This window comes from Shewanella carassii (assembly GCF_019670705.1).
In the GTDB taxonomy this organism is placed as follows: Bacteria; Pseudomonadota; Gammaproteobacteria; order Enterobacterales; family Shewanellaceae; genus Shewanella; species Shewanella carassii.
In genome coordinates this window covers 1642255-1661775 of the sequence record NZ_AP024618.1, presented here as the reverse complement: position 1 = coordinate 1661775, position 19521 = coordinate 1642255, and the positions used below count along the sequence as shown (strand labels likewise).

The following is a 19521-nucleotide window of genomic DNA, read 5'->3' as shown; positions in this document are numbered from 1 at the left end:
AGCTACTCTCTACAAAAGAGAAGGCCACAAGGACTTGTTCTAACCTTCTCTAGCCTTCACTGACCATGTTGACCGTGTATTTAGGGATTTCCACCACCATATCGGTTTCAACCACCTTGGCCTGACAAGACAGACGGCTTTCTGGTTCCAGGCCCCAGGCCTTGTCCAGCATGTCGTCTTCCAGATCATCGCTGGGCTCGAGATCATCGAAACCTTCACGCACTATCACATGGCAGGTGGTACAGGCACAGGATTTCTCGCAGGCATGCTCTATGTTGATGCCGTTTTTCAGCGCGACATCCAAAATGGATTCACCCACCTCTGCCTCCACCACGGCGCCTTCTGGACACAGTTCTTCATGGGGCAAAAATACTATCTGTGGCATAGTCTCACCTATATGTTATCGACCGACTGACCCTTCAGTGCGGCCCGAATCGAATTGTCCATGCGTCTGGCGGCAAACTCCTGGGTCTGCGCATCCACCGCTTCTATCGCCGCCTTGATGGCATCAACATCACCATTGGCAGCAGTTTCATTCAAGTCAGCCATGGCGCGGTCAACCAGAGCGCGTTCCTCCTGGCTGAGCAGTTCGCCATCTTTCGCCAGCGCCGAGTGCAGCGATTCCAGTACTCTGGCCGCTTCCACTCGTTGCTCGGTGAGCATTCTCAGCTCAATATCCTCTTTGGCATTCTGCATCGAGTCTTTAAGCATTCCAGCAATTTCAGTATCACTCAGGCCGAAGGAAGGTTTAACCTGGATGCTGGATTGCACCCCGGTAGACTTCTCCATAGCAGTGACACTGAGCAAGCCATCGGCATCGACCTGGAAGGTCACCCGAATATGCGCAGCGCCGGCGGCCAATGGTGGAATGCCCTTGAGGGTAAAGCGCGCCAGAGAGCGGCAATCGGCCACCAGCTCGCGTTCACCTTGCACCACATGAAACGCCATGGCGCTCTGACCGTCTTTGAAGGTGGTGAATTCCTGGGCTCTGGCCACCGGAATGGTGGTATTGCGCGGGATCACCTTCTCCACCAAACCGCCCATGGTTTCAATGCCGAGCGACAGCGGGATCACATCCAGCAGCAAGAGATCCGAGTCAGGCTTGTTACCCACCAGGATATCGGCCTGTACCGCAGCACCTATAGCGACCACGCGATCCGGGTCAATCGATGTCAGCGGCGTCTTACCAAAGAAATCACCAACCATTTCCCGCACCAGAGGCACCCGGGTGGAGCCTCCAACCATCACGGTTTCCAGTACCTCGTCGGCATCCACTCCGGCGTCACGCAAAGCCTTGCGGCAACCTTGAATGGTTTTCTTCACCAGTGTGTTGATCAACTGGTCAAACTCACTGCGACTCACCTCGGCTTCACGCTCACTGCCGTCTTGCAGTGTCAGCTTAGCAATAGTGCTGTCGCTATCGGTCAACGCCTCTTTTACCCGCCGGGCTTCCATCAGCAACTGCCGCGCTTCCTGGCTGGAAAGCGACTCCAGCGCCATGCGTTCACGCAGTAAGCCTTGCAGCAGTTCATCAAAGTCATCACCACCCAGGCGCGAGTCGCCGCCGGTCGCCAAGACTTCAAATACGCCGCGGTTGAGACGCAAAATAGAAATATCAAAGGTGCCGCCACCCAAATCATAGACGGCAATAACGCCTTCCTGACCCGAGTCCAGGCCATAGGCGATGGCGGCCGCCGTCGGCTCATTGAGCAGGCGTAAGACCTTGATACCAAGTAAGGCTGCCGCATCTTTGGTTCCCTGACGCTGGGCATCATCAAAATAAGCTGGCACTGTGATAACCACGCCTTCCAATGGTCCACCCAGAGTGGACTCGGCGCGGGCAATCAAGGGGCGCAAAACCTCGGCAGACACCTGAACCGGATTTATTTTACCGGCGCGGGTCACAAACAATGGCAGGCCGTTTTCACTGGCCTCAAACTGATAGGGAAAAGCTTGCTCGCCGCTTTGTACATCGGCTAAAGAGCGGCCCATGAAACGCTTCACCGACACTATGGTGTTTTCAGGATCCTTGGCCGAATCGGCCAGGGCATCGTGACCTACTCGGACGCCCTGTTCGCCATAGTGCACCACAGATGGCAATGAATGCCGACCTTGCTCGTCGGCCAGTGTGCTAGTCTCGCCGCTGCGAACCGCTGCAACCAGGGAGTTGGTGGTACCCAAGTCTATCCCGGCGGCTAATCTGTGTTGATGAGGAGCGGCCATTTGGCCGGGTTCAGCAATCTGCAAAAGTGCCATAGTCTTCCATCTTGTGTTTAAAAAGTTGGCCCAATCAGAAATTGAGCCAACCGTAGGAATATGCTTGAAGGCCGAAAACGGATTTAGTCGAACAGCGCATCCTGGGCCCGCTGCAGTTCATCCTGCAATTTTGCCATAAACTTCAACTTACGGACTTGATCTGCCGCGGCAATTACATCGGCCTCTGTGGAACTGTGAAGTTGGTTGCGCAGCAACTCTGTCACCTGCTTACGATAAGCCACGAATGAAACATCGAGTTCATCGATATCACTCTGGGCATCGCCACTCTGGCCTATCTCCTCCAGCGCTTCACGCCATTCCATCTGCTGCATCAAAAAGGCGGTGTCTTTAACCGTAGTGGTTTCGTGACTGATATCTACACCTTTGAGCGCCAACATATGTTCGGCTCGACGGATAGGATCTTTCAGGGTCTGAAAGGCGTCGTTGATCTGGGCAGTGCGGGAAATGGCCAACAGCTTTTGCTGTTCACTGGCGTTGGCAAACTTGTCGGGATGCACCGCCCGCTGCAGATCGCGATAGCGACTGGCAAGCTCGGCGGTGTCCACATCAAAGGAGGGAGTTAAATCAAACAGCTCGAAATAATTCATATACTCTCAAGGCGGCGGTGAAACTCAAACCGTGAAGCTCTCACCGCAACCACACTCACCTTTGGCATTAGGGTTATTGAATTTAAAGCCTTCGTTGAGTCCTTCCTTGACAAAGTCCAGCTCGATCCCCTGAAGATAGATGAAGCTCTTGGCATCTATGATGATGTTGACACCATCAATGGTGTAAACCTCATCATCTTCATTGAGTTCATCGACAAATTCCAGAACGTAAGCCATCCCGCTACAGCCTGAAGTCTTGAGCCCCAAGCGCAAACCTATGCCCTTTCCTCTGTTGCTCAGGAAGGCACGAACACGCTCGGCAGCTGCAGGCGTCATAGTAATAGCCATCTTAACTCCTGGCGTTATTTAGCTTGCTTGGACTTGTACTCTTCCAGAGCCGCCTTGATGGCGTCTTCGGCCAGAATCGAACAGTGGATCTTCACAGGTGGCAAAGCCAGCTCTTCTGCAATATCCGTGTTCTTGATGGCGGCCGCTTCCTCGATGGACTTGCCTTTAACCCATTCGGTCACCAAAGAGCTAGAGGCGATAGCGCTGCCACAGCCGTAAGTCTTGAAGCGAGCGTCTTCAATGATGCCCTGCTCGTCAATCTTGAGTTGCAGTTTCATCACGTCACCACAGGCGGGCGCCCCCACCATACCGGTTACTACGGATGGGTCGTTCTTGTCGAAAGAACCTACGTTACGCGGGTTCTCGTAATGATCTATCACTTTTTCACTGTAAGCCATGATACTGCTCCAAATTCATCTATCCGCGGGGATCAGTGGTGTGCCCACTGCACCTGGTTGAGGTCCACACCATCTTTGAACATTTCCCAAAGTGGTGACATTTCTCTCAGTTTGCCAATAGAGTTTTTAATGGTTTCGATTGCGTAGTCGATCTCTTCCTCGGAAGTGAAACGACCGATGGAGAAACGGATTGAGCTGTGCGCCATCTCGTCATTCAGTCCCAAGGCACGCAGCACATAGCTGGGCTCAAGACTGGCAGAAGTACAGGCCGAGCCGGAAGATACGGCCAAGTCCTTGAGCGCCATCATCAGCGACTCGCCTTCTACATAGTTAAAGCTGACGTTCAAGCTGCCGCAGGCACGCTGCTCCATATCGCCATTGAGATAGGTTTCTTCGATATCTTTGATACCGTTCCACAGCTTGTCGCGTAGATAGCGAATACGTTCGTTATCTTTTTCCATATCGGCTTTGGCAATGGCTGCCGCTTCACCCATACCCACAATTTGGTGTGTCGCCAGGGTGCCGCTGCGCATACCACGCTCATGACCACCGCCATGCATCTGGGCTTCCAGACGAATACGAGGCTTACGGCGTACATACAGGGCACCTATGCCTTTGGGGCCATACATCTTGTGACCCGAGATAGACATGAGGTCGACCTTGGTCTTTTGAATATCGATAGGCAGTTTACCGGCACTCTGGGCAGCATCCACGTGGAAGATGATGCCTTTGCTGCGGCAAAGTTCGCCGATGGCATCGATATCGTGGATCACACCTATCTCGTTGTTGACATGCATAATGCTGACAAGAATGGTGTCGTCGCGCATAGCCGCTTCCAGGCGTTCCATGGGGATAATACCGTTGGCCGAAGGCTCCAGGTAAGTGACCTCGAAACCTTCACGCTCCAGCTGACGGCAGGTATCCAGTACGGCCTTGTGCTCAGTCTTGCTGGTGATGATGTGCTTGCCCTTCTTCTGATAGAAGTGGGCAACACCTTTAATAGCCAGGTTGTCGGACTCGGTGGCGCCTGAGGTAAACACAATTTCACGGGGATCGGCATTGATCAGTTCCGCGACTTGGTTACGGGCGATATCCACCGCTTCTTCGGCCTGCCAGCCGTAACGGTGTGAACGGGATGCGGGGTTACCGAATACACCGTCCATTGTCATGTACTGTACCATTTTGTCTGCAACCCGGGGGTCTACAGGCGTTGTTGCGGCATAATCCAAATAGATAGGAAGCTTCATTACACACTCCGTACTTCGCAGTCTCGGCCGAGGCTACATACAACGTACATTATTCGTTTTTATATCCACCAGAGGATCAGCTCACGCACTGACTCTCTGCTCCTGCTGCATCTGGTCTTGCTTTACCGAAATGAACTGTACATCCCGTTTCTGCATGAGTGCAGCAAGACTGATACCGTTTAAAAAATCAGAAATCTGTTTGCTCAGGTCACCCCAGAGCGAATGCGTCAGACAACGGGTACCGCTCTGACAGTTTCCATGTCCCTGGCAACGAGTGGCATCGACGGATTCATCCACCGCATGTACCACCATGCCCACCGAGATATCACTGGCTTCCAGTCCGAGGCGATAGCCACCACCTGGACCGCGCACACTCGCGACGAGGCCCTGCTTTCTCAGTTTGGCAAAGAGTTGTTCTAGGTAGGAAAGGGAAATCCCCTGGCGTTCGGAAATATCTGCCAGCGGTACCGGCCCCTGCGCCGAATGTATGGCCACGTCGAGCATGGCTGTCACTGCGTAGCGACCCTTGGATGTTAATTTCATAAAAGCGACCACGGCTCCCAAACAGGTATGTGGGAATTTCAACATACCCGAGCAATTCAGTCAAGTATAAATCCTACTTATTTACTCGGGTATTAGTAGCTCTGAAATCAGGTTGAATACCCAGCCTGCTTAGTGGGGTATTTAACCTTTTTCACCACTATTATTCAATGGCCAAAGCCCACAAATAAGCCATCAAGTATCAGATAATGGGATCAAACTCATCCATTGCTTGTTGGCGCTTTTCCGCCGCTGCAGTTTCAGCATCACTGAACTCGCCCACATCCAATTCGGGCAGACGTTCAGTGCAGACGTTACCACCCATTTTTTCTATAGCCTGACAGACTTCCTGTACTTTGGAGTCCATCAGATGCATATGATCCAACATCTGGCCTATGGCATTGGCTACTGGATCTGGGTTATCCGGTGACACGGCGTAGGCATCAAAACCGTACTTCTTGGCCATGGCACTGCGGCGGGCACTGGTTTCTTTGGATTGAGCCGATGCAACGGTGACGGCCCGGCCAGGGATCCCCACAACCGTGGTATCTTTGGGCACATCTTTAACCACTACAGAGTTGGAACCCACTCGGGCACCATCATGCATAGTGATAGGACCCAGCACCTTGGCACCGGCACCGATCACCACATGATTACCCAAGGTCGGGTGACGCTTCCCGGCTTGCCAGGTGGTCCCCCCCAGAGTCACGCCGTGATAAAGAGTGCAATCGTCACCAATCTCGGCCGTTTCACCGATCACAACCCCCATGCCATGGTCGATAAAGAAACGCCGACCTATGGTTGCGCCCGGATGTATTTCCACTCCGGTAAACCAGCGGGAAAAGGTCGAAAGACAGCGCGCCAAAAAACACCATTTGGCCTTCCACAGTCTATGGCTGATGCGGTGCATCCAAATGGCTTGCATTCCCGGGTAATTGAGTAATATCTCCAGCGCACTTCGTGCAGCAGGATCCCTGTGGTAAATGGACTCTATATCCTCTTTCAACCTGGCTATCACACCCATCTTGATTCCTCAGATTACTCTTCTTTACTGTCGACCTTTTTTTCTATCGATGTCAGGATCCCGCGCAGTATATTCATCTCCTGCGTTTCGATTCTGGCCCGAGTAAACAGGCGCCGCAGCTTGATCATCACTTGTCCCGGATGATTCTTGATAATAAAGCCGGTCTTTTGCAACGTCCGTTCCAAATGTTCAAAGAAACGCTCGTGGTCTTCACTCGAAGGGTACTCAACCAGCTCCTGTTCGGTTTGCTGATGTTTTTCCAGCCATGCCACTCGCGTCTCATAACAGATTAGCTGCACCGCCTGAGCCAGGTTGAGTGAGCTGTATTCAGGGTTGGCGGGGATACACACATGATAGTGGCATTTCTGTAACTCTTCGTTACTCAAGCCATGACTTTCACGGCCAAAGACAATGGCGACTGGCCCTTGGCCGCTCTCGAGTGCTAATTTGCTGCCTGCTTCACAGGGTTCGAGCACAGGCCAGTCGAGAGTGCGACTGCGGGCACTGGTGGCAATCACCAAGCTGCAATCTTTAATCGCCTCTTCCAGGCTATCGACTTTGACCAGATGTTTAAGAATGTCGGAGGCGCCGGCGGCGAGTGCAATAGATTGGCCGTCCGGCTCAACTTTAGGCTCCGCCAGATAAAGGTTAGACAATCCCATTGTTTTCATGGCCCTGGCCACAGAACCTATATTTCCGGGATGAGTAGTCCCAACCAGAACGACACGAATATTGGAAAGCATGGAACAACTTAAAAAAGTAAAAAACAGGGGAAGGATGGTACCACAGGCATATATTTTTGCTTATAGAAAAATCGCCATTTGATATCAGCGTCAACTCGGGTATAATCTGCGCCGAATTTTTCATCCGTTCTTTAACATCCAGGGGATTGCAATGCATCCGATGCTGACTATTGCCGTGCGCGCTGCTCGCGCTGCGGGCCAAACTATTATGCGTGCCTACACCGAACTCGACCGTATTGAAGTCGATGCCAAAGGTGTCAACGATTTTGTGACCAGTGTAGACAAGGAAGCAGAAGCAGCAATTATCTATCAGATCCGCAAATCCTATCCTGACCACAGCATAGTGGGAGAGGAAAATGGTGAAAACCGCGGTACCAACAAAGATTATCTGTGGATTGTTGATCCTCTGGATGGCACCAATAACTTCGTTAAAGGCCTCCCTCACTTCGCCGTATCCATCGCCATGCAGTACAAGGGCAAGACTGAAGTTGCCGTTGTTTATGATCCCGTTCGCGATGAACTGTTCAGTGCCGTTCGTGGTAAAGGGGCCAAGTTGAATGACTTCCGTATCCGGGTAAACAATGTCAATGACTTGAATAGCAGCCTGGTGGCCACAGGTTTCCCCTTCAAGGCTCGTCAGTATACTGAAACCTATATGAAGCTGTTCACAGAAACCTTCTCTGTCTGTGCCGATTTGCGCCGTGCAGGCTCTGCTGCACTGGATCTGGCCTATGTGGCCGCCGGTCGTGTAGACGCCTTCTTCGAACTGGGCCTCAAGCCTTGGGATATCGCCGCCGGCGATCTGATTGTTCGTGAAGCCGGTGGTACAGTGACCGACTTCAGTGGTGGCCACAACTACCTGCTCTCTGGCCATATCGTTGCCGGTGCGCCTAAAGCCACCAGCCTTTTGGTCAAGCGCTTTCGCCCTCTATTGAGTGAAGCACTGAAATAAGTTATTAAGCAAGGTGCTTAAATAAATAGAGAAAACCGCCAAATGGCGGTTTTTTTATGCCTGGTGCTCGTGCAGATAAAACCACTCTCCCTCCGGTAATGTCTATCGAGTTAAGCCCGAGTATTCAAGAATGCCCCAGTTGATCCCTATCAGCTCAAACAGATAACTCTTTGGATATATTTACATGCATTAATATTGCACCTTAAAATACCCGAGTATTTTGTTTGGGTATCAAGGCAAGACTATGAGCAAATCCGGCACTCGTCCCCCCCGGGGCGGCATCCTCAACATCGATGAACCGGCCAACAAGCAGTTTCCGTTGGCGCTCTTTCGTTTGGGCTTCAGGCCGTTTTTTCTCGGCGCCAGCCTGTTTGGCTTGTTGTCACTCTTACTCTGGGGAGCCTTGCTCAATGGTCAACTACCACTGACGCCCCACGCCAATCCTCTGTGGTGGCATGGTCACGAAATGCTGTTCGGCTTCACCGGTGCCGTTATCGCGGGCTTTTTGTTAACAGCAGTGCAAAACTGGACCGGTATCCCAGGTGTCAAAGGCTGGCCATTGCTACTGCTCTGGTGTCTATGGTTGGCTCCCAGACTACTCTTGCTCGATGCCGGCATAGCCCCTTTTACCTGGGTCATGCTGCTGGATTTGGCCTTCTTCCCGATCACGGCACTACTGCTCGGTTTAGCCGTCATTCGAGTCAAACAGTGGCGTAACCTGGTGTTTGTACCACTGCTGCTGTTGCTCTTCGGCGCCAACGTCCTCTCTTATCTCGGCCTTGAACAGCCAGGGTTGGCACAAAAGGCACTGCAGGCCGCAGCGTTGTTGATCGTTATTCTAGTGGCCCTGCTGGGTGGCAGGGTGATCCCCTTCTTTACCGAACGCGCCACAGATTTCAAGCGCGGGGCGCCAAGCCCTGTACTCGAAGCGCTCAGCTTCGCCTCCTTACCCCTGATGCTGATCAGTTTGTTTTTACCCTACCCTTGGCTAACACAAGTACTGGCCTTGCTGGCAGGTGTCTCATTGCTGCTACGCTGGACACGTTGGGGCTGGCGTGCCAGTCTCAAAGTTCCACTGTTGTGGTCATTGCATTTAAGTTATTTGTTTATTCCGCTCGGACTGCTGATTATCGGTGTCAGTGGCCAGATGATGCTGGGATTTCATGCTCTGACGGTTGGCGGCATGGGGGGAATGATCCTGGCTATGATGGCGAGGGTATCATTAGGGCATTCCGGCAGACCGCTACAAATAGCCTGGCCGATGATCCCCGCCTTTGGCTTAATGCTGCTGGCTGCAACCTTGCGGGTCGCGGCAGCCATTGTGCCTCAGGCAAGCCAAATCTTGCTGATGGGCGCGATTTTCTGCTGGCTAGTCGCATTTGCCACTTTTATTCTGCTTTATGCCCCCATCCTTTGCCGCCCAAGACTGGATGGTCGCCCCGGTTAAAGGTTCTGTGAAAGCTGTCACATAGATTTCGCGGCAGCCAGTAAATTTGCTGATACTATTTTAGGAAATGATTTCAGGGAGTTTTCATGGAACTGTATCGCAATTACGGCTCTAAGAGCCTTAAAGCCGTCGAACATCTGGTCTTGTTTGTTATTGCCATAGCCACTGTCGTCGCCATTGGTCAAGAAATAGTGCATATCTTCAAGATGGGCGCGGTGGCTCTTGCCGATCTACTGCTACTGTTTATCTATCTGGAAGTGCTGGCCATGGTGGCTAATTATGCCGAGTCCGGCAAGTTGCCTGTGCGTATGCCACTCTATATCGCGATTGTAGCCCTGGCCCGTTACCTTATTTTGGATATGAAAGCGATGGAAGATTGGCGCATAGTCGCCATCTCAATCTCGACCCTAGTACTGGCGGCAACCGTGATAGTGATCCGCTGGGGGCAGTTGAAAATGCCCTATCCCAAGAATCAGGAATATGACAACTGACCCCATGAGCCCGGCAACTGCCGGGCTCAGTTTTATTTGCTTTAACCAAGCAACCGTAACTATCACCAAATCTATGCTATTTTTAAAACACTTACCTCACTGCGCATTGAGAGCGGGTTCACTCTGCGAGTAAGAAAAGATGCGGCAATACTTGGGGTTTTGGGCACCGACCTTGAGCTGTCACCGCATACCGCTCTGAGTAAAGTAGGCGCGATCAGTAATGAGGTAATTGCAGGCTATCCATTGAACTGAAGGGGATCGACATGGATGAAAATCTGGATGATGTTATCGAGAGACGCGGCTCACTGAGGGTCGATCTGGAGGCCGAGCGGATCCGGCTTCATTGGTTGGATAAAGCGGGCAATGAGCACAATGACGATGGTATCTGTATCGATCTTTCCAGACGGGGAATTTTATTCGAATACAGTCAGCCCTTTACCTTGGGAGAACTGGTATCTGTGACCTTTCATGCCGGAACCGATGCCCAAAACACCATCAAGGGACAGGTATGTCGTTGCAGCGAGAGTCATCCAAAGAGTTTTCACATCGCTATGCAACTTATCTAGACTCCGACGTGGTATCCGGGGTGTTCTATACTTTAATTCGACATAAGTACCGAGGACACGGGGAGAAAATTCATGATACTGCTCGTAGGTGGGGAAAAAGGGGGTAGTGGCAAGAGCTGCCTGGCCCAGAATTTGGCTGTACACATTACCCAGAAATATCAGGCCAATGTATTGATGGTCGACTGCGACCCTCAGCGCACCACATCCGACTGGATCCAGGCCCGCAACAATGATCCTTCCCTGCCGGCCATCAACTGTATTCAGCTCTACGGCAAGATCCGCAACGATCTCCTGAGTCTGGATGAACGCTTCGACTATGTGATAGTCGACTGTGGCGGCCAGGATAACTTGGCAATGCGCGCCGCCATGTCGGTTGCCAGCTATGTGGTGATCCCCTTAAGGCCCAAGCGGCGCGATTTGAAAACCTTGCCGCATATGGAAGATATGCTCAGCACCTGTAAGATGGTCAATCCCAAGATGGTGGCAACAATTGTGCTGACTCAATGCCCGGCCCTGCCCTCGCAGTTCAAACGCATTCTGGAAGCTAAAGATGTAGTAAAATCATTCGGTTTGAGGGTACTCGACTCGGTCACCTTCAGCCGTAACATCTACGATGACAGTGAAGAAAAAGGCTCCTCGGTCATCGAAATTGAACCCGATGGGAAAGCCGCCGAGGAAATTCGCAATATTGCCGATGAGCTGCTAGCCATTCCGCCGGAAAACTCTTATGAGCTTAACTGATCTCAAACGAAAAAAGATCAAACCCAAGGCCAAGAAGGTCTCTGTCGATGACTTTATCGAAGACGCCAACAACTATGCTCACGGTAAACCCAGCAAGTTAGCCGGGAGCACCTCATCCAAGTCTGGTGCCGGTCTGGACAAAAAATCTACCCGTCTCTATCGTCATGCCACTTTTACCCTCACCGAAGTCAGTATCAGCCAACTGGACAGCATCGCCCGTAAGACAGGCATTGCCAAGTCCAGGCTACTGAGGATCTTCATTCGCGACTTTCATAACCTGAGCGAAAAGGCCCAGACCGAAATGATAGCCAGAGACGAGGCAGATGAGACTCAATGACGGCAGATCTTACTCTCAAGAGTGCTCAGCCCCTGAGCTGATTCGATAAATTTACCCTTGGTCGCCAGAAAGTTAAGCAAAGCCTCGGCATCCATCCCTTCGGTGCTGCAGGTATGGTAACGGGCATCTTTACCAAAACGATCCTGCATCATTGCCATGAGTTTGTCCCGCTTAATGGGAGCCGTTTGTTCCAGCAGCAGCTGCAGCACCTGATGGCCATGTATCGATGAATTCATGTATCCTCCACAAAATAATGAGTCGCTGCCGATTTTTAACGGATTTTGCAGTCGCATTCCCTGATTTTGCGCAACTTGTTTGTCATTATGGCGATGGTTTGCTTGTGCAAGAGGAGTTTTCATGTCCCTTATTTTATTGCTGACACAACAGATGAGCCTGTATTTGGTGATCGTTTATCTGGTCAGCAAGACCCCTTTGTTCAAGCTGTTTACCGAAGCATCGACCCGACTGCCCCATAAGATCTTTCTTTATCTGGTGTTTTCTGGTTTTTGTATCATGGCTACCTATTTCGGTGAGCAGACTAATGGCGCCATCGCCAATACCCGCGCGATGGGCGCCGTATTAGGAGGCCTTCTCGGCGGCCCAACCACAGGTTTGCTGGTCGGCCTAACAGGAGGATTGCACAGGTATAGCTTGGGTGGTTTTACCGATCTGGCCTGTGCGGTTTCCACCACCTTGGAAGGTTTTTCGGCCGGGATGATCAGCTATTATCTGCGCCGTCAGGGCAAGGCCGAATTGGTATTCAACCCCATCCTAGTGTGTCTTATCACCTTTTATGCCGAGATGATGCAGATGAGCATTATCCTGTTGCTGGCCGAGCCCTTTGATGAAGCCTGGGAACTGGTGCGCCAGATAGCTCCGCCCATGTTGCTGGTCAACTCCATAGGTGCGGCGCTGTTTATGAGCATGGTACGGGATCAAAAAACCATGTTCGATAAGCTCTCGTCCAGTTTCTCTACCAAGGCGCTGAAAATCGCCGAGCGCAGTGTGGGGCTCTTGAGCTCAGGCTTCAATGAGGAAACCAGCACCCAGGTCGCCAAGATAGTCATAGAGGAAACCAATGTCGGCGCCGTGGCCATCACAGATAGGGAAAAGCTCCTGGCCTTTATCGGCATAGGTGCCGATCACCACTTGCCCGGCACCTTGATATCGTCCCAAATCACCCTAGATGCTATTAAACAGAATAAGGTGATGTTTGCCGACGGAGTAGAGGTTCCCTATGCCTGCTCCATCTCTCCCAGTTGTAAACTGGGTTCAAGTTTGGTGATCCCACTTCGTAGCGACAACGAGGTCATAGGGACCATCAAGCTGTATGAACCCAAGAACAAGCTGTTTCTCAATATCAACCGTACTCTGGGAGAAGGGATCGCCCGCCTGCTGTCGAACCAGATTCTCTACGGCCGTTTCGAGCAGCAGCAAAACTTGCTGACCCAGGCGGAGCTCAAGCTGTTGCAAGCTCAGGTCAACCCACATTTTCTATTCAACGCGCTCAATACCATAGGGGCTATCATTCGCCGCGATCCGCCCATGGCCAGGACCTTGCTGCAACAGCTGAGTCAGTTTTTGCGAATTAACCTCAAGCGTACTGCCGGCCTAGTCACCCTAGGAGATGAGCTTGAGCATATCGAAGCCTATCTCACCATAGAAAAGGCCCGCTTCATTGATAAGCTCGAGGTAGATATCGCCATTCCCGAGTCGCTGCTAGCCATCAGGGTACCGGCCTTTACTTTGCAACCCATCATAGAAAACGCAGTCAAACATGGCACTTCGCATCTGATAGACACAGGCCGTATTCAGGTAGAAGGCCGCCGCACCGATGACAGACTCATACTGGAAGTCACAGACAACGCCGGGCTATATCAACCCGCCGAGGAATCCGATGGCCTGGGGATGAACCTGGTGCACAAAAGAATACAGAATCTCTTCGGCACAGATTACGGTGTCAGTGTCGAATGCCAACGCGACAGTTACACTCGAGTCAGCATACATTTACCCATAACGGAAACAGCCCTGTGATTACTTGTCTTATTGTCGATGACGAACCTTTTGCCCGTGAAGAGTTGGCCGAACTACTGCTTCAAGCCGGCGACATTGAAATTCTCGGCCAATGTGGCAACGCCATTGAGGCCATGCAGGCGATAGCCAAACTCAAACCCCAGTTACTGTTTCTGGATATTCAGATGCCGAGGATCAGCGGTATGGAGCTTATCGCCATGTTGGATCCCGACAATATGCCCAGAGTGGTGTTTGTTACCGCCTACGATGAATTTGCCGTCAAGGCCTTTGATAACCATGCCTTCGACTATCTGCTCAAACCCTTGGATGAGAAGCGCCTCAACCAAACCCTGGACAAACTGCGCCGGGATCTCAAACCTCAATCATTTTCGGCCATAGCACCACAACAGCTAGAACACCTACCCTGCTTTAGCGGCAACCGTCTCAAGGTGGTCCCTGTCGCCGAGGTGGAATTTGTCTTCAGCGATCTCGGCGGGGTACATGTGGCAACTGCCAGGGAGAAGGTTCATACCCAACTGACGCTGAAGCTGCTGGAAGAAAAAACTCCGTTGCTCAGATGCCATCGCCAATATTTGGTAGCCCCCAAGGCTATCGCCGAGATAGAACTACTGGAGACAGGCGCCGAGGTCACCACCCGCAGCGGCGCCAAGCTGCCGGTATCTAGGCGCTTTCTTAAACCATTGAAACAACTGTTTGGTTACCAGTAGCGCACAAATACATAACCGCTCAACACCATAGATAACCGCTCACCCCCGGCTTTTGACCGCTGACCCAGATCCCGCTGGGACCTGTAACCAAAGTGTTTACAATTGCGTCAACTCAAATCGGGGAGATAACAACTATGATGTGGTTTTTGCTGTGCGTCGGTCTGTTGATCGGCGGTTACTTCATCTACGGCGCTTTTGTCGAGAAAGTATTCGGTATTAATGATAAAAGACAAACACCTGCTTATGCCCAAACCGATGGCGTGGACTATGTGCCCATGTCCAAGGGTAAAGTTTATCTGATCCAACTGCTGAACATAGCCGGTGTGGGTCCTATCTTCGGCCCTATACTGGGGGCGCTATACGGCCCTGCGGCCATGCTGTGGATTGTGATCGGCTGTATCTTTGCCGGTGCTGTGCACGATTACTTCTCCGGCATGCTGTCGGTGCGTAACGGCGGTCAGTCAGTACCTAACCTGGCGGGTAAATACCTTGGCAAAGGTGCCAAAAACTTTATGAACATCTTCGCCATCATACTGCTGTTGTTGGTGGGTGTGGTGTTTATCTCGGCTCCAGCCGGTTTGCTCGGTAAGCTTACCGGCGGCAGCGTCGGCCTGTTTGTTGGCATCATCTTCGTTTACTACCTGATTGCCACCATAGTACCGGTAGACAAAATTATCGGTCGCCTCTATCCCTTCTTCGGCGCCTTGCTGCTGTTCATGTCTGTCGGTTTGACCATAGCCATCATCTTGTCCAGTGAACATACTCTGTTGCCGGGCTTTGAAGCCGGTGACTTCCTACAAAACCTGAACCCTAACGATGCCCCATTGTGGCCAGCACTCTTCATCACCATCGCCTGTGGTGCCGTTTCCGGTTTCCATGCAACTCAGTCTCCCTTGATGGCCCGCTGTGTTGAAAATGAATCCAATGGCCGCTTCGTGTTCTACGGCGCCATGATAGGTGAAGGTATCATCGCCCTTATCTGGTGTGCCGTGGCACTGTCTTTCTTCGATGGCGTAGAAGGTCTGAAAGCCGGCATGGACGGCAACCCTGCCAACGTGGTTTACAGCGCCTCAACCGGTCTTCTGGGTGCTGTAGGTGGCTTTATGGCAGTGCTTGGGGTCATCATTCTGCCTATTACCTCCGGCGATACCGCCTTCCGCTCTGCCAGGCTGATCTTGTCTGAGTACTTCAATATGCCTCAGACAGAGCTGCCCAAGCGACTGATGTTGGCAATTCCGCTGTTCATCATAGGGGCCATACTGACCCAGGTGGACTTCGGTGTAATTTGGCGCTACTTCGGGGTCGCCAACCAAGCCACCGCGGTGATGATGTTGTGGACCGCCTCAGCCTACCTGCTACGTCACAACAAGCTGCACTGGATCTGTACCATTCCGGCGATGTTTATGACCACGGTAGTGATAAGCTTCCTGCTCAACTCCACTACCCTGGGCGCAGGTCTGCCAATGACAGTCTCCACCATCAGCGGCATAGTGGTGACCCTGCTGGTAACCGCCCTGGTGATAATAAAGACCAAGGGTCGTAACGAGGTCGATGAGGTGCTCCCCGAAGAGGGTTAAGCTCAGGAAACCTGCATAACCCAAGAGCCGCCCTTTTGAGGCGGCTCTTGTTATTTAAAACAACTCACAGCAACCGAAACAATCACAACGCCAAGGGCTTCAACACCTTGGGCTCCACCATCACACTGGCACTATCGCTGCTCAGGTAAATAATCCCGTCGCTGATATTGCAGCCCAGTTTCATTGAGCGGCTGACCAACTGCGCCATCTCCTTCACTTGCTCTTCGGGTATCTCCCACACCTTGAGGTTGGCATAACGGTTAAAGGCATGCTGATTCTGGTGCCACCATACAGGTACGCTACGGCCACCATAGGCAAACAGCTGCACTTCATCGGCGCGGCCGCTGGCCTTGCGCAGCCATTTTTCATCGCTCTGGCCAAACTCGACCCACAAACGAATATCACCGTTAAGCTCGCGATCCCAAAGTTCAGGCTCATCATCGACACACAAGCCCTTGCTGAAGACCAAACTGTCAGTGGCATTGAGCGCAAAGGCCAGCAAGCGCACCATCATACGCTCGTCGGTTTCCGACGGATGCTGGGCAATGGTCAGCTGATGATCCTGATAATAATGCCGATCCATATCAGCAATACTGAGCTGAACTTTAAAAATACTCGCCTTCAAGGCCATGATAACGTCTCTGTGATAAGGAGGTAGATGCAGCCTCAATAAGGAAATAAAGGTTTAAATAGCGCCGGGGCGCAAATGTTTGGCGAATGGGAATGCCGCCTTGAGCCTGGCGACTTCGTTTGCGTCGGCCAGACGCAGCATCCGCATACCGGCTTGATAGGATGCCAACAGGCCACTGTCTGCCATGGGTGCTGTGCGTGACGCGTCCCGGCGGATAAGCTCCAGTAACTCAGCCGTTGGGGCAGCATCTGTTATCAGGCTGTCTATCCGCTGCAGCATAGGCATCGCGGCCAGTGGCAACAACTGCAGATGGCAATCATCTGCCAACAGCAGTAACTCCCCTTGGGCTTCACCTGAGGCAAAACTCAGCTCGAAACTCTCCCGGGTGCTGGCGTCAAACCTGTCACCATTGAGCTTAAAGAAATGCTCCCAGAAGCGCCGCCGGGCATCCACCGAAGGCAGGCGCTGCTGCACCTCCTCTCTGTGCTCGGCGATAAAATCCAGCAAAGGGCTGAGGCTTGGCGGCAGCAGAGTTTCGAGTTTGGCTCGCAAGTCTCTTGCAAACACAGGCGCGGCGCCTGCTGTGCTGATAGCCATTACCAGTCGCCCTCTATCGACGATGGAGGGCGTGATAAAATCACACTCGGATGGGGTATCGACCACATTGACCCATACACCAAACTCGCGCGCCTTGGCCGCTAGGGTTTGGTTCAGATGACTGTCAGCAGTAGCCAGATAAACCAGCTCTCGCTCGGCAAGATCCCGCTCCTCTGCGCATCGACGCGACAGCCAAATTCGGCCACTGGCCGCATAGGCTTCCACCTCGGCACTCACCTTGGGCGCCACAACGTGAATTTCGGCTTGGGTTCTGGCCAAGAGATCCAGTTTGCGGCTGGCCACTTCACCGCCACCGACCAGCAGCACTCTTATCCGTGATGTATCAACAAAAAGGGGAAAATATTGCATTAATCCTGTACCAAAGGCAGTTCGTGGGCACACCAGGCGCGATAACCGCCGGCAAGGGAGGCCACATTTCGGTATCCCAGCTGTTGCAGGCTCAGTGCTGCCAATAAGGCGCGTTGCCCACCGCCACTATAGAGTAACAGCGCGGCGGAATTGTCCGGAAATCGCTTGGCAATATCACGCTCCAGTATGCCGCGGGACAAGTGTTTGGCCAGCGGCAGACGATCTTTAAGCCACTCATGATCCTCACGTACATCGATGAGCTGCCAACTGTCATCCTGCTGATACTCTTCAATGCTCAACTCACGAACCTGGCCTCTTGCCTGTTCGACCAAGGCCATAAAATCAAGACTGTTTGTCATTTGCCACTCTCCGAATGTGCCATCGATAGCTTAATTATGGCACTCACTGCGTTCGGCGCTGCACTGCCAACAGAGATCAAAACTGGCATCATTGAATTCATGACATTGCAGGCACTGCCACTGGGGTCTATCGGCATTGAGACTGGCCAGCTGTAATTGAGCCTGCTCCCGCTGAGATTCCGGGACCCAAAGTTCAACGGTTTGCATATCAACCGGCAACTCTCCCACACCGCCCAGCAGAGCTTCACCACGCAGTTCGACCCTCAATCCTGAGGTCTCAAGCATCCCCTTCCAGGTATGAGCCTGCAGCAGATTACCACCAGCTACCATGACTTTTCGTTCTTCCATGTTTCTTCCTACAACTTTAGGCTCTGCCGCAGCAGAGAAATTAAGGAATGGATCCTGTGGAAGGATCCGCTGCCCATGCTACTGATAAACGCCTGGACTGTCGAGTGACAGCATCAAGTGAATTTACTTTTTGATAACAATGCCGCGAAACTGAGTTAAAAACCCAGAAGCCTATCCCGATTTTGTTGGCTTTTTTCTAGGTAAAGACACAAAAAAGCCACCCGCAGGTGGCTTTCTCAACTTGGGTTTATCAGGGCATCAGCGAGGGCTGATCGGCGCCTTCTTTCTCTACTTCCACCGGCATCATATGCTCGCGATTGATCCCGAGCTTAATTGCCAGGAAACTCGCCACATAGATGGAGGAGTAAGTACCCACCAAAATCCCCATCAGCAATGCCGTGGCAAAGCCGTGGATCAAGGTGCCGCCTTTGAGAAACAGCGCTACCACAGTAATAAGCGTGGTTCCGGTAGTGATAATGGTACGGCTCATGGTCTGGGTGATTGAGGTATTCACCACTTCCACAGGTGTTGCCTTACGCATCTTGAGGAAGTTCTCTCGGATACGGTCAAACACCACGATAGTATCGTTGAGCGAGTAACCCACCACGGTCAGCAAGCCTGCCAGTACCGTCAGGTCGAACTCCAACTGCAGGAAGGAGAACAAGCCTAACGTCACTATCACGTCGTGTGCCAATGCGGCAACCGAGCCCATGGCCAGACGCCACTCGAACCGGAAAGAGACGTAGATAAGAATACAGATAAGCGCAACCAGTACCGCCAGGCCGCCCTGCTCTGCCAATTCCTTACCGACCTGAGGGCCGACAAACTCTACACTCTTTTGCTGCACAGCCGGGTCTTGCTTGGCCGCAGCGGCGAAGACTTCCTTGACCTGAAGGTCACTCTTGATACCTTCTCGCACCTGCAGGCGCACTACCACATCGCGGCTGGAGCCGAAGTTCTGTACCACGGCGCCTGAAGTCAGGTCTGTGTTCAAGGCAAGACGCAGCTCGTCCAGGTTAGCGGGTTTGCTGAATTCCATGATGACAGAGGTGCCACCGGTGAAATCCAGTCCCCAGTTGATCCCCTTGGTTGCCAGGGAAGCCAGGGAAGCTACGACCAGCACTGCCGACATAATACTGATGGGCAGAGCATGACGCAGGAAGTTGATAGAGCCTTTAATTGATAAAATCTGCAACATAAT

The 19521-nt window shown here is 52.2% G+C and carries 24 protein-coding genes; 9 read left to right on the top strand and 15 right to left on the bottom strand.

Translation table 11 applies throughout. The annotated features are described in order from the left end of the window. Positions 1 to 49: 49 nt before the first annotated feature. The 9 genes from fdx to trmJ all read right to left on the bottom strand — a co-directional run bounded on the left by fdx (position 50) and on the right by trmJ (position 7164). On the bottom strand, positions 50 to 385 hold the full coding sequence (gene fdx / locus K5621_RS07655) for an ISC system 2Fe-2S type ferredoxin (protein WP_039033844.1): 336 nt from the start codon (positions 383 to 385) through the stop codon (positions 50 to 52). Positions 386 to 393: 8 nt separating this feature from the next. Then, positions 394 to 2256, bottom strand: coding sequence for a Fe-S protein assembly chaperone HscA (gene hscA / locus K5621_RS07650; RefSeq protein ID WP_221050842.1), 1863 nt, complete (start codon positions 2254 to 2256; stop codon positions 394 to 396). 83 nt (positions 2257 to 2339) lie between these two features. Beyond that, on the bottom strand, positions 2340 to 2864 hold the full coding sequence (hscB, locus tag K5621_RS07645; protein ID WP_100142337.1) for a co-chaperone HscB: 525 nt from the start codon (positions 2862 to 2864) through the stop codon (positions 2340 to 2342). A 24-nt stretch (positions 2865 to 2888) separates the two neighbouring features. Further along, positions 2889 to 3212 carry an iron-sulfur cluster assembly protein IscA gene (gene iscA, locus K5621_RS07640; protein ID WP_100142336.1) on the bottom strand — a complete coding sequence of 108 codons (324 nt, stop codon included), beginning with the start codon at positions 3210 to 3212 and terminating at the stop codon, positions 2889 to 2891. Positions 3213 to 3226: 14 nt separating this feature from the next. Further along, positions 3227 to 3610 (bottom strand): Fe-S cluster assembly scaffold IscU, encoded by a 384-nt coding sequence (gene iscU / locus K5621_RS07635; protein WP_039033841.1) that lies wholly within the window; start codon positions 3608 to 3610, stop codon positions 3227 to 3229. A 32-nt stretch (positions 3611 to 3642) separates the two neighbouring features. Further along, positions 3643 to 4857 carry an IscS subfamily cysteine desulfurase gene (locus K5621_RS07630; protein ID WP_100142335.1) on the bottom strand — a complete coding sequence of 405 codons (1215 nt, stop codon included), beginning with the start codon at positions 4855 to 4857 and terminating at the stop codon, positions 3643 to 3645. Positions 4858 to 4938: 81 nt separating this feature from the next. Further along, positions 4939 to 5400, bottom strand: coding sequence for a Fe-S cluster assembly transcriptional regulator IscR (gene iscR / locus K5621_RS07625; RefSeq protein WP_100142630.1), 462 nt, complete (start codon positions 5398 to 5400; stop codon positions 4939 to 4941). 199 nt (positions 5401 to 5599) lie between these two features. Next, positions 5600 to 6421, bottom strand: a complete 822-nt coding sequence (gene cysE / locus K5621_RS07620; protein WP_100142334.1) for a serine O-acetyltransferase — start codon at positions 6419 to 6421, stop codon at positions 5600 to 5602. Positions 6422 to 6435: 14 nt separating this feature from the next. Continuing rightward, a complete protein-coding gene (gene trmJ, locus K5621_RS07615) occupies positions 6436 to 7164 on the bottom strand; it encodes a tRNA (cytosine(32)/uridine(32)-2'-O)-methyltransferase TrmJ (RefSeq protein ID WP_221050841.1) in 729 nt (242 codons plus the stop codon). A gap of 151 nt (positions 7165 to 7315) precedes the next feature. Here trmJ and suhB point away from each other — a divergent pair, with 151 nt between their 5' ends. The 6 genes from suhB to K5621_RS07585 all read left to right on the top strand — a co-directional run bounded on the left by suhB (position 7316) and on the right by K5621_RS07585 (position 11698). Beyond that, the gene (gene suhB, locus K5621_RS07610; RefSeq protein ID WP_221050840.1) at positions 7316 to 8116 is read left to right on the top strand and encodes an inositol-1-monophosphatase; all 801 of its coding nucleotides are present in this window, start codon (positions 7316 to 7318) and stop codon (positions 8114 to 8116) included. Positions 8117 to 8396: 280 nt separating this feature from the next. Further along, entirely contained in the window at positions 8397 to 9563 is a 1167-nt protein-coding gene (locus K5621_RS07605; protein WP_221051149.1) for an NnrS family protein, read from the top strand. An 86-nt stretch (positions 9564 to 9649) separates the two neighbouring features. Further along, the gene (locus K5621_RS07600; protein ID WP_100142330.1) at positions 9650 to 10054 is read left to right on the top strand and encodes a phosphate-starvation-inducible protein PsiE; all 405 of its coding nucleotides are present in this window, start codon (positions 9650 to 9652) and stop codon (positions 10052 to 10054) included. Between the two features lie 263 nt (positions 10055 to 10317). After that, on the top strand, positions 10318 to 10620 hold the full coding sequence (locus K5621_RS07595) for a PilZ domain-containing protein (RefSeq protein WP_221050839.1): 303 nt from the start codon (positions 10318 to 10320) through the stop codon (positions 10618 to 10620). Positions 10621 to 10692: 72 nt separating this feature from the next. Further along, entirely contained in the window at positions 10693 to 11361 is a 669-nt protein-coding gene (locus K5621_RS07590) for an AAA family ATPase (protein WP_100142328.1), read from the top strand. After that, positions 11348 to 11698: a replication protein RepA gene (locus K5621_RS07585; protein ID WP_100142327.1), complete on the top strand. Its 351-nt coding sequence runs from the start codon at positions 11348 to 11350 to the stop codon at positions 11696 to 11698. The genes K5621_RS07590 and K5621_RS07585 overlap by 14 nt, the downstream gene beginning before the upstream one ends. On the opposite strand, the gene K5621_RS07580 is transcribed toward K5621_RS07585, so the two are convergent. Then, a complete protein-coding gene (locus K5621_RS07580; RefSeq protein ID WP_100142326.1) occupies positions 11692 to 11934 on the bottom strand; it encodes a YecH family metal-binding protein in 243 nt (80 codons plus the stop codon). The genes K5621_RS07585 and K5621_RS07580 overlap by 7 nt on opposite strands. Positions 11935 to 12055: 121 nt before the next feature. On the opposite strand from K5621_RS07580, the gene K5621_RS07575 reads away from it, so the two are divergent. From K5621_RS07575 to K5621_RS07565, 3 genes are all read left to right on the top strand, one after another. Beyond that, positions 12056 to 13732 (top strand): sensor histidine kinase, encoded by a 1677-nt coding sequence (locus K5621_RS07575; protein WP_221050838.1) that lies wholly within the window; start codon positions 12056 to 12058, stop codon positions 13730 to 13732. Next, positions 13729 to 14439 (top strand): two-component system response regulator BtsR, encoded by a 711-nt coding sequence (gene btsR / locus K5621_RS07570; protein WP_100142324.1) that lies wholly within the window; start codon positions 13729 to 13731, stop codon positions 14437 to 14439. Before K5621_RS07575 ends, btsR begins: the two co-directional genes overlap by 4 nt. Before the next feature lie 134 nt (positions 14440 to 14573). Next, positions 14574 to 16016, top strand: a complete 1443-nt coding sequence (locus K5621_RS07565) for a carbon starvation CstA family protein (protein ID WP_100142323.1) — start codon at positions 14574 to 14576, stop codon at positions 16014 to 16016. A gap of 82 nt (positions 16017 to 16098) precedes the next feature. On the opposite strand, the gene K5621_RS07560 is transcribed toward K5621_RS07565, so the two are convergent. The 5 genes from K5621_RS07560 to secF all read right to left on the bottom strand — a co-directional run bounded on the left by K5621_RS07560 (position 16099) and on the right by secF (position 19518). Next, positions 16099 to 16647, bottom strand: a complete 549-nt coding sequence (locus tag K5621_RS07560) for a YaeQ family protein (RefSeq protein WP_221050837.1) — start codon at positions 16645 to 16647, stop codon at positions 16099 to 16101. Positions 16648 to 16701: 54 nt separating this feature from the next. Then, positions 16702 to 17613 (bottom strand): precorrin-2 dehydrogenase/sirohydrochlorin ferrochelatase family protein, encoded by a 912-nt coding sequence (locus tag K5621_RS07555; protein ID WP_100142321.1) that lies wholly within the window; start codon positions 17611 to 17613, stop codon positions 16702 to 16704. After that, complete coding sequence (locus K5621_RS07550) at positions 17613 to 17972, bottom strand: rhodanese-like domain-containing protein (RefSeq protein ID WP_100142320.1); 360 nt, start codon at positions 17970 to 17972, stop codon at positions 17613 to 17615. The genes K5621_RS07555 and K5621_RS07550 overlap by 1 nt, the downstream gene beginning before the upstream one ends. A gap of 30 nt (positions 17973 to 18002) precedes the next feature. After that, positions 18003 to 18320, bottom strand: coding sequence for a putative signal transducing protein (locus tag K5621_RS07545; protein ID WP_221050836.1), 318 nt, complete (start codon positions 18318 to 18320; stop codon positions 18003 to 18005). Positions 18321 to 18570: 250 nt separating this feature from the next. Further along, entirely contained in the window at positions 18571 to 19518 is a 948-nt protein-coding gene (secF, locus tag K5621_RS07540; protein WP_100142318.1) for a protein translocase subunit SecF, read from the bottom strand. Between the last annotated feature and the right edge of the window lie 3 nt (positions 19519 to 19521).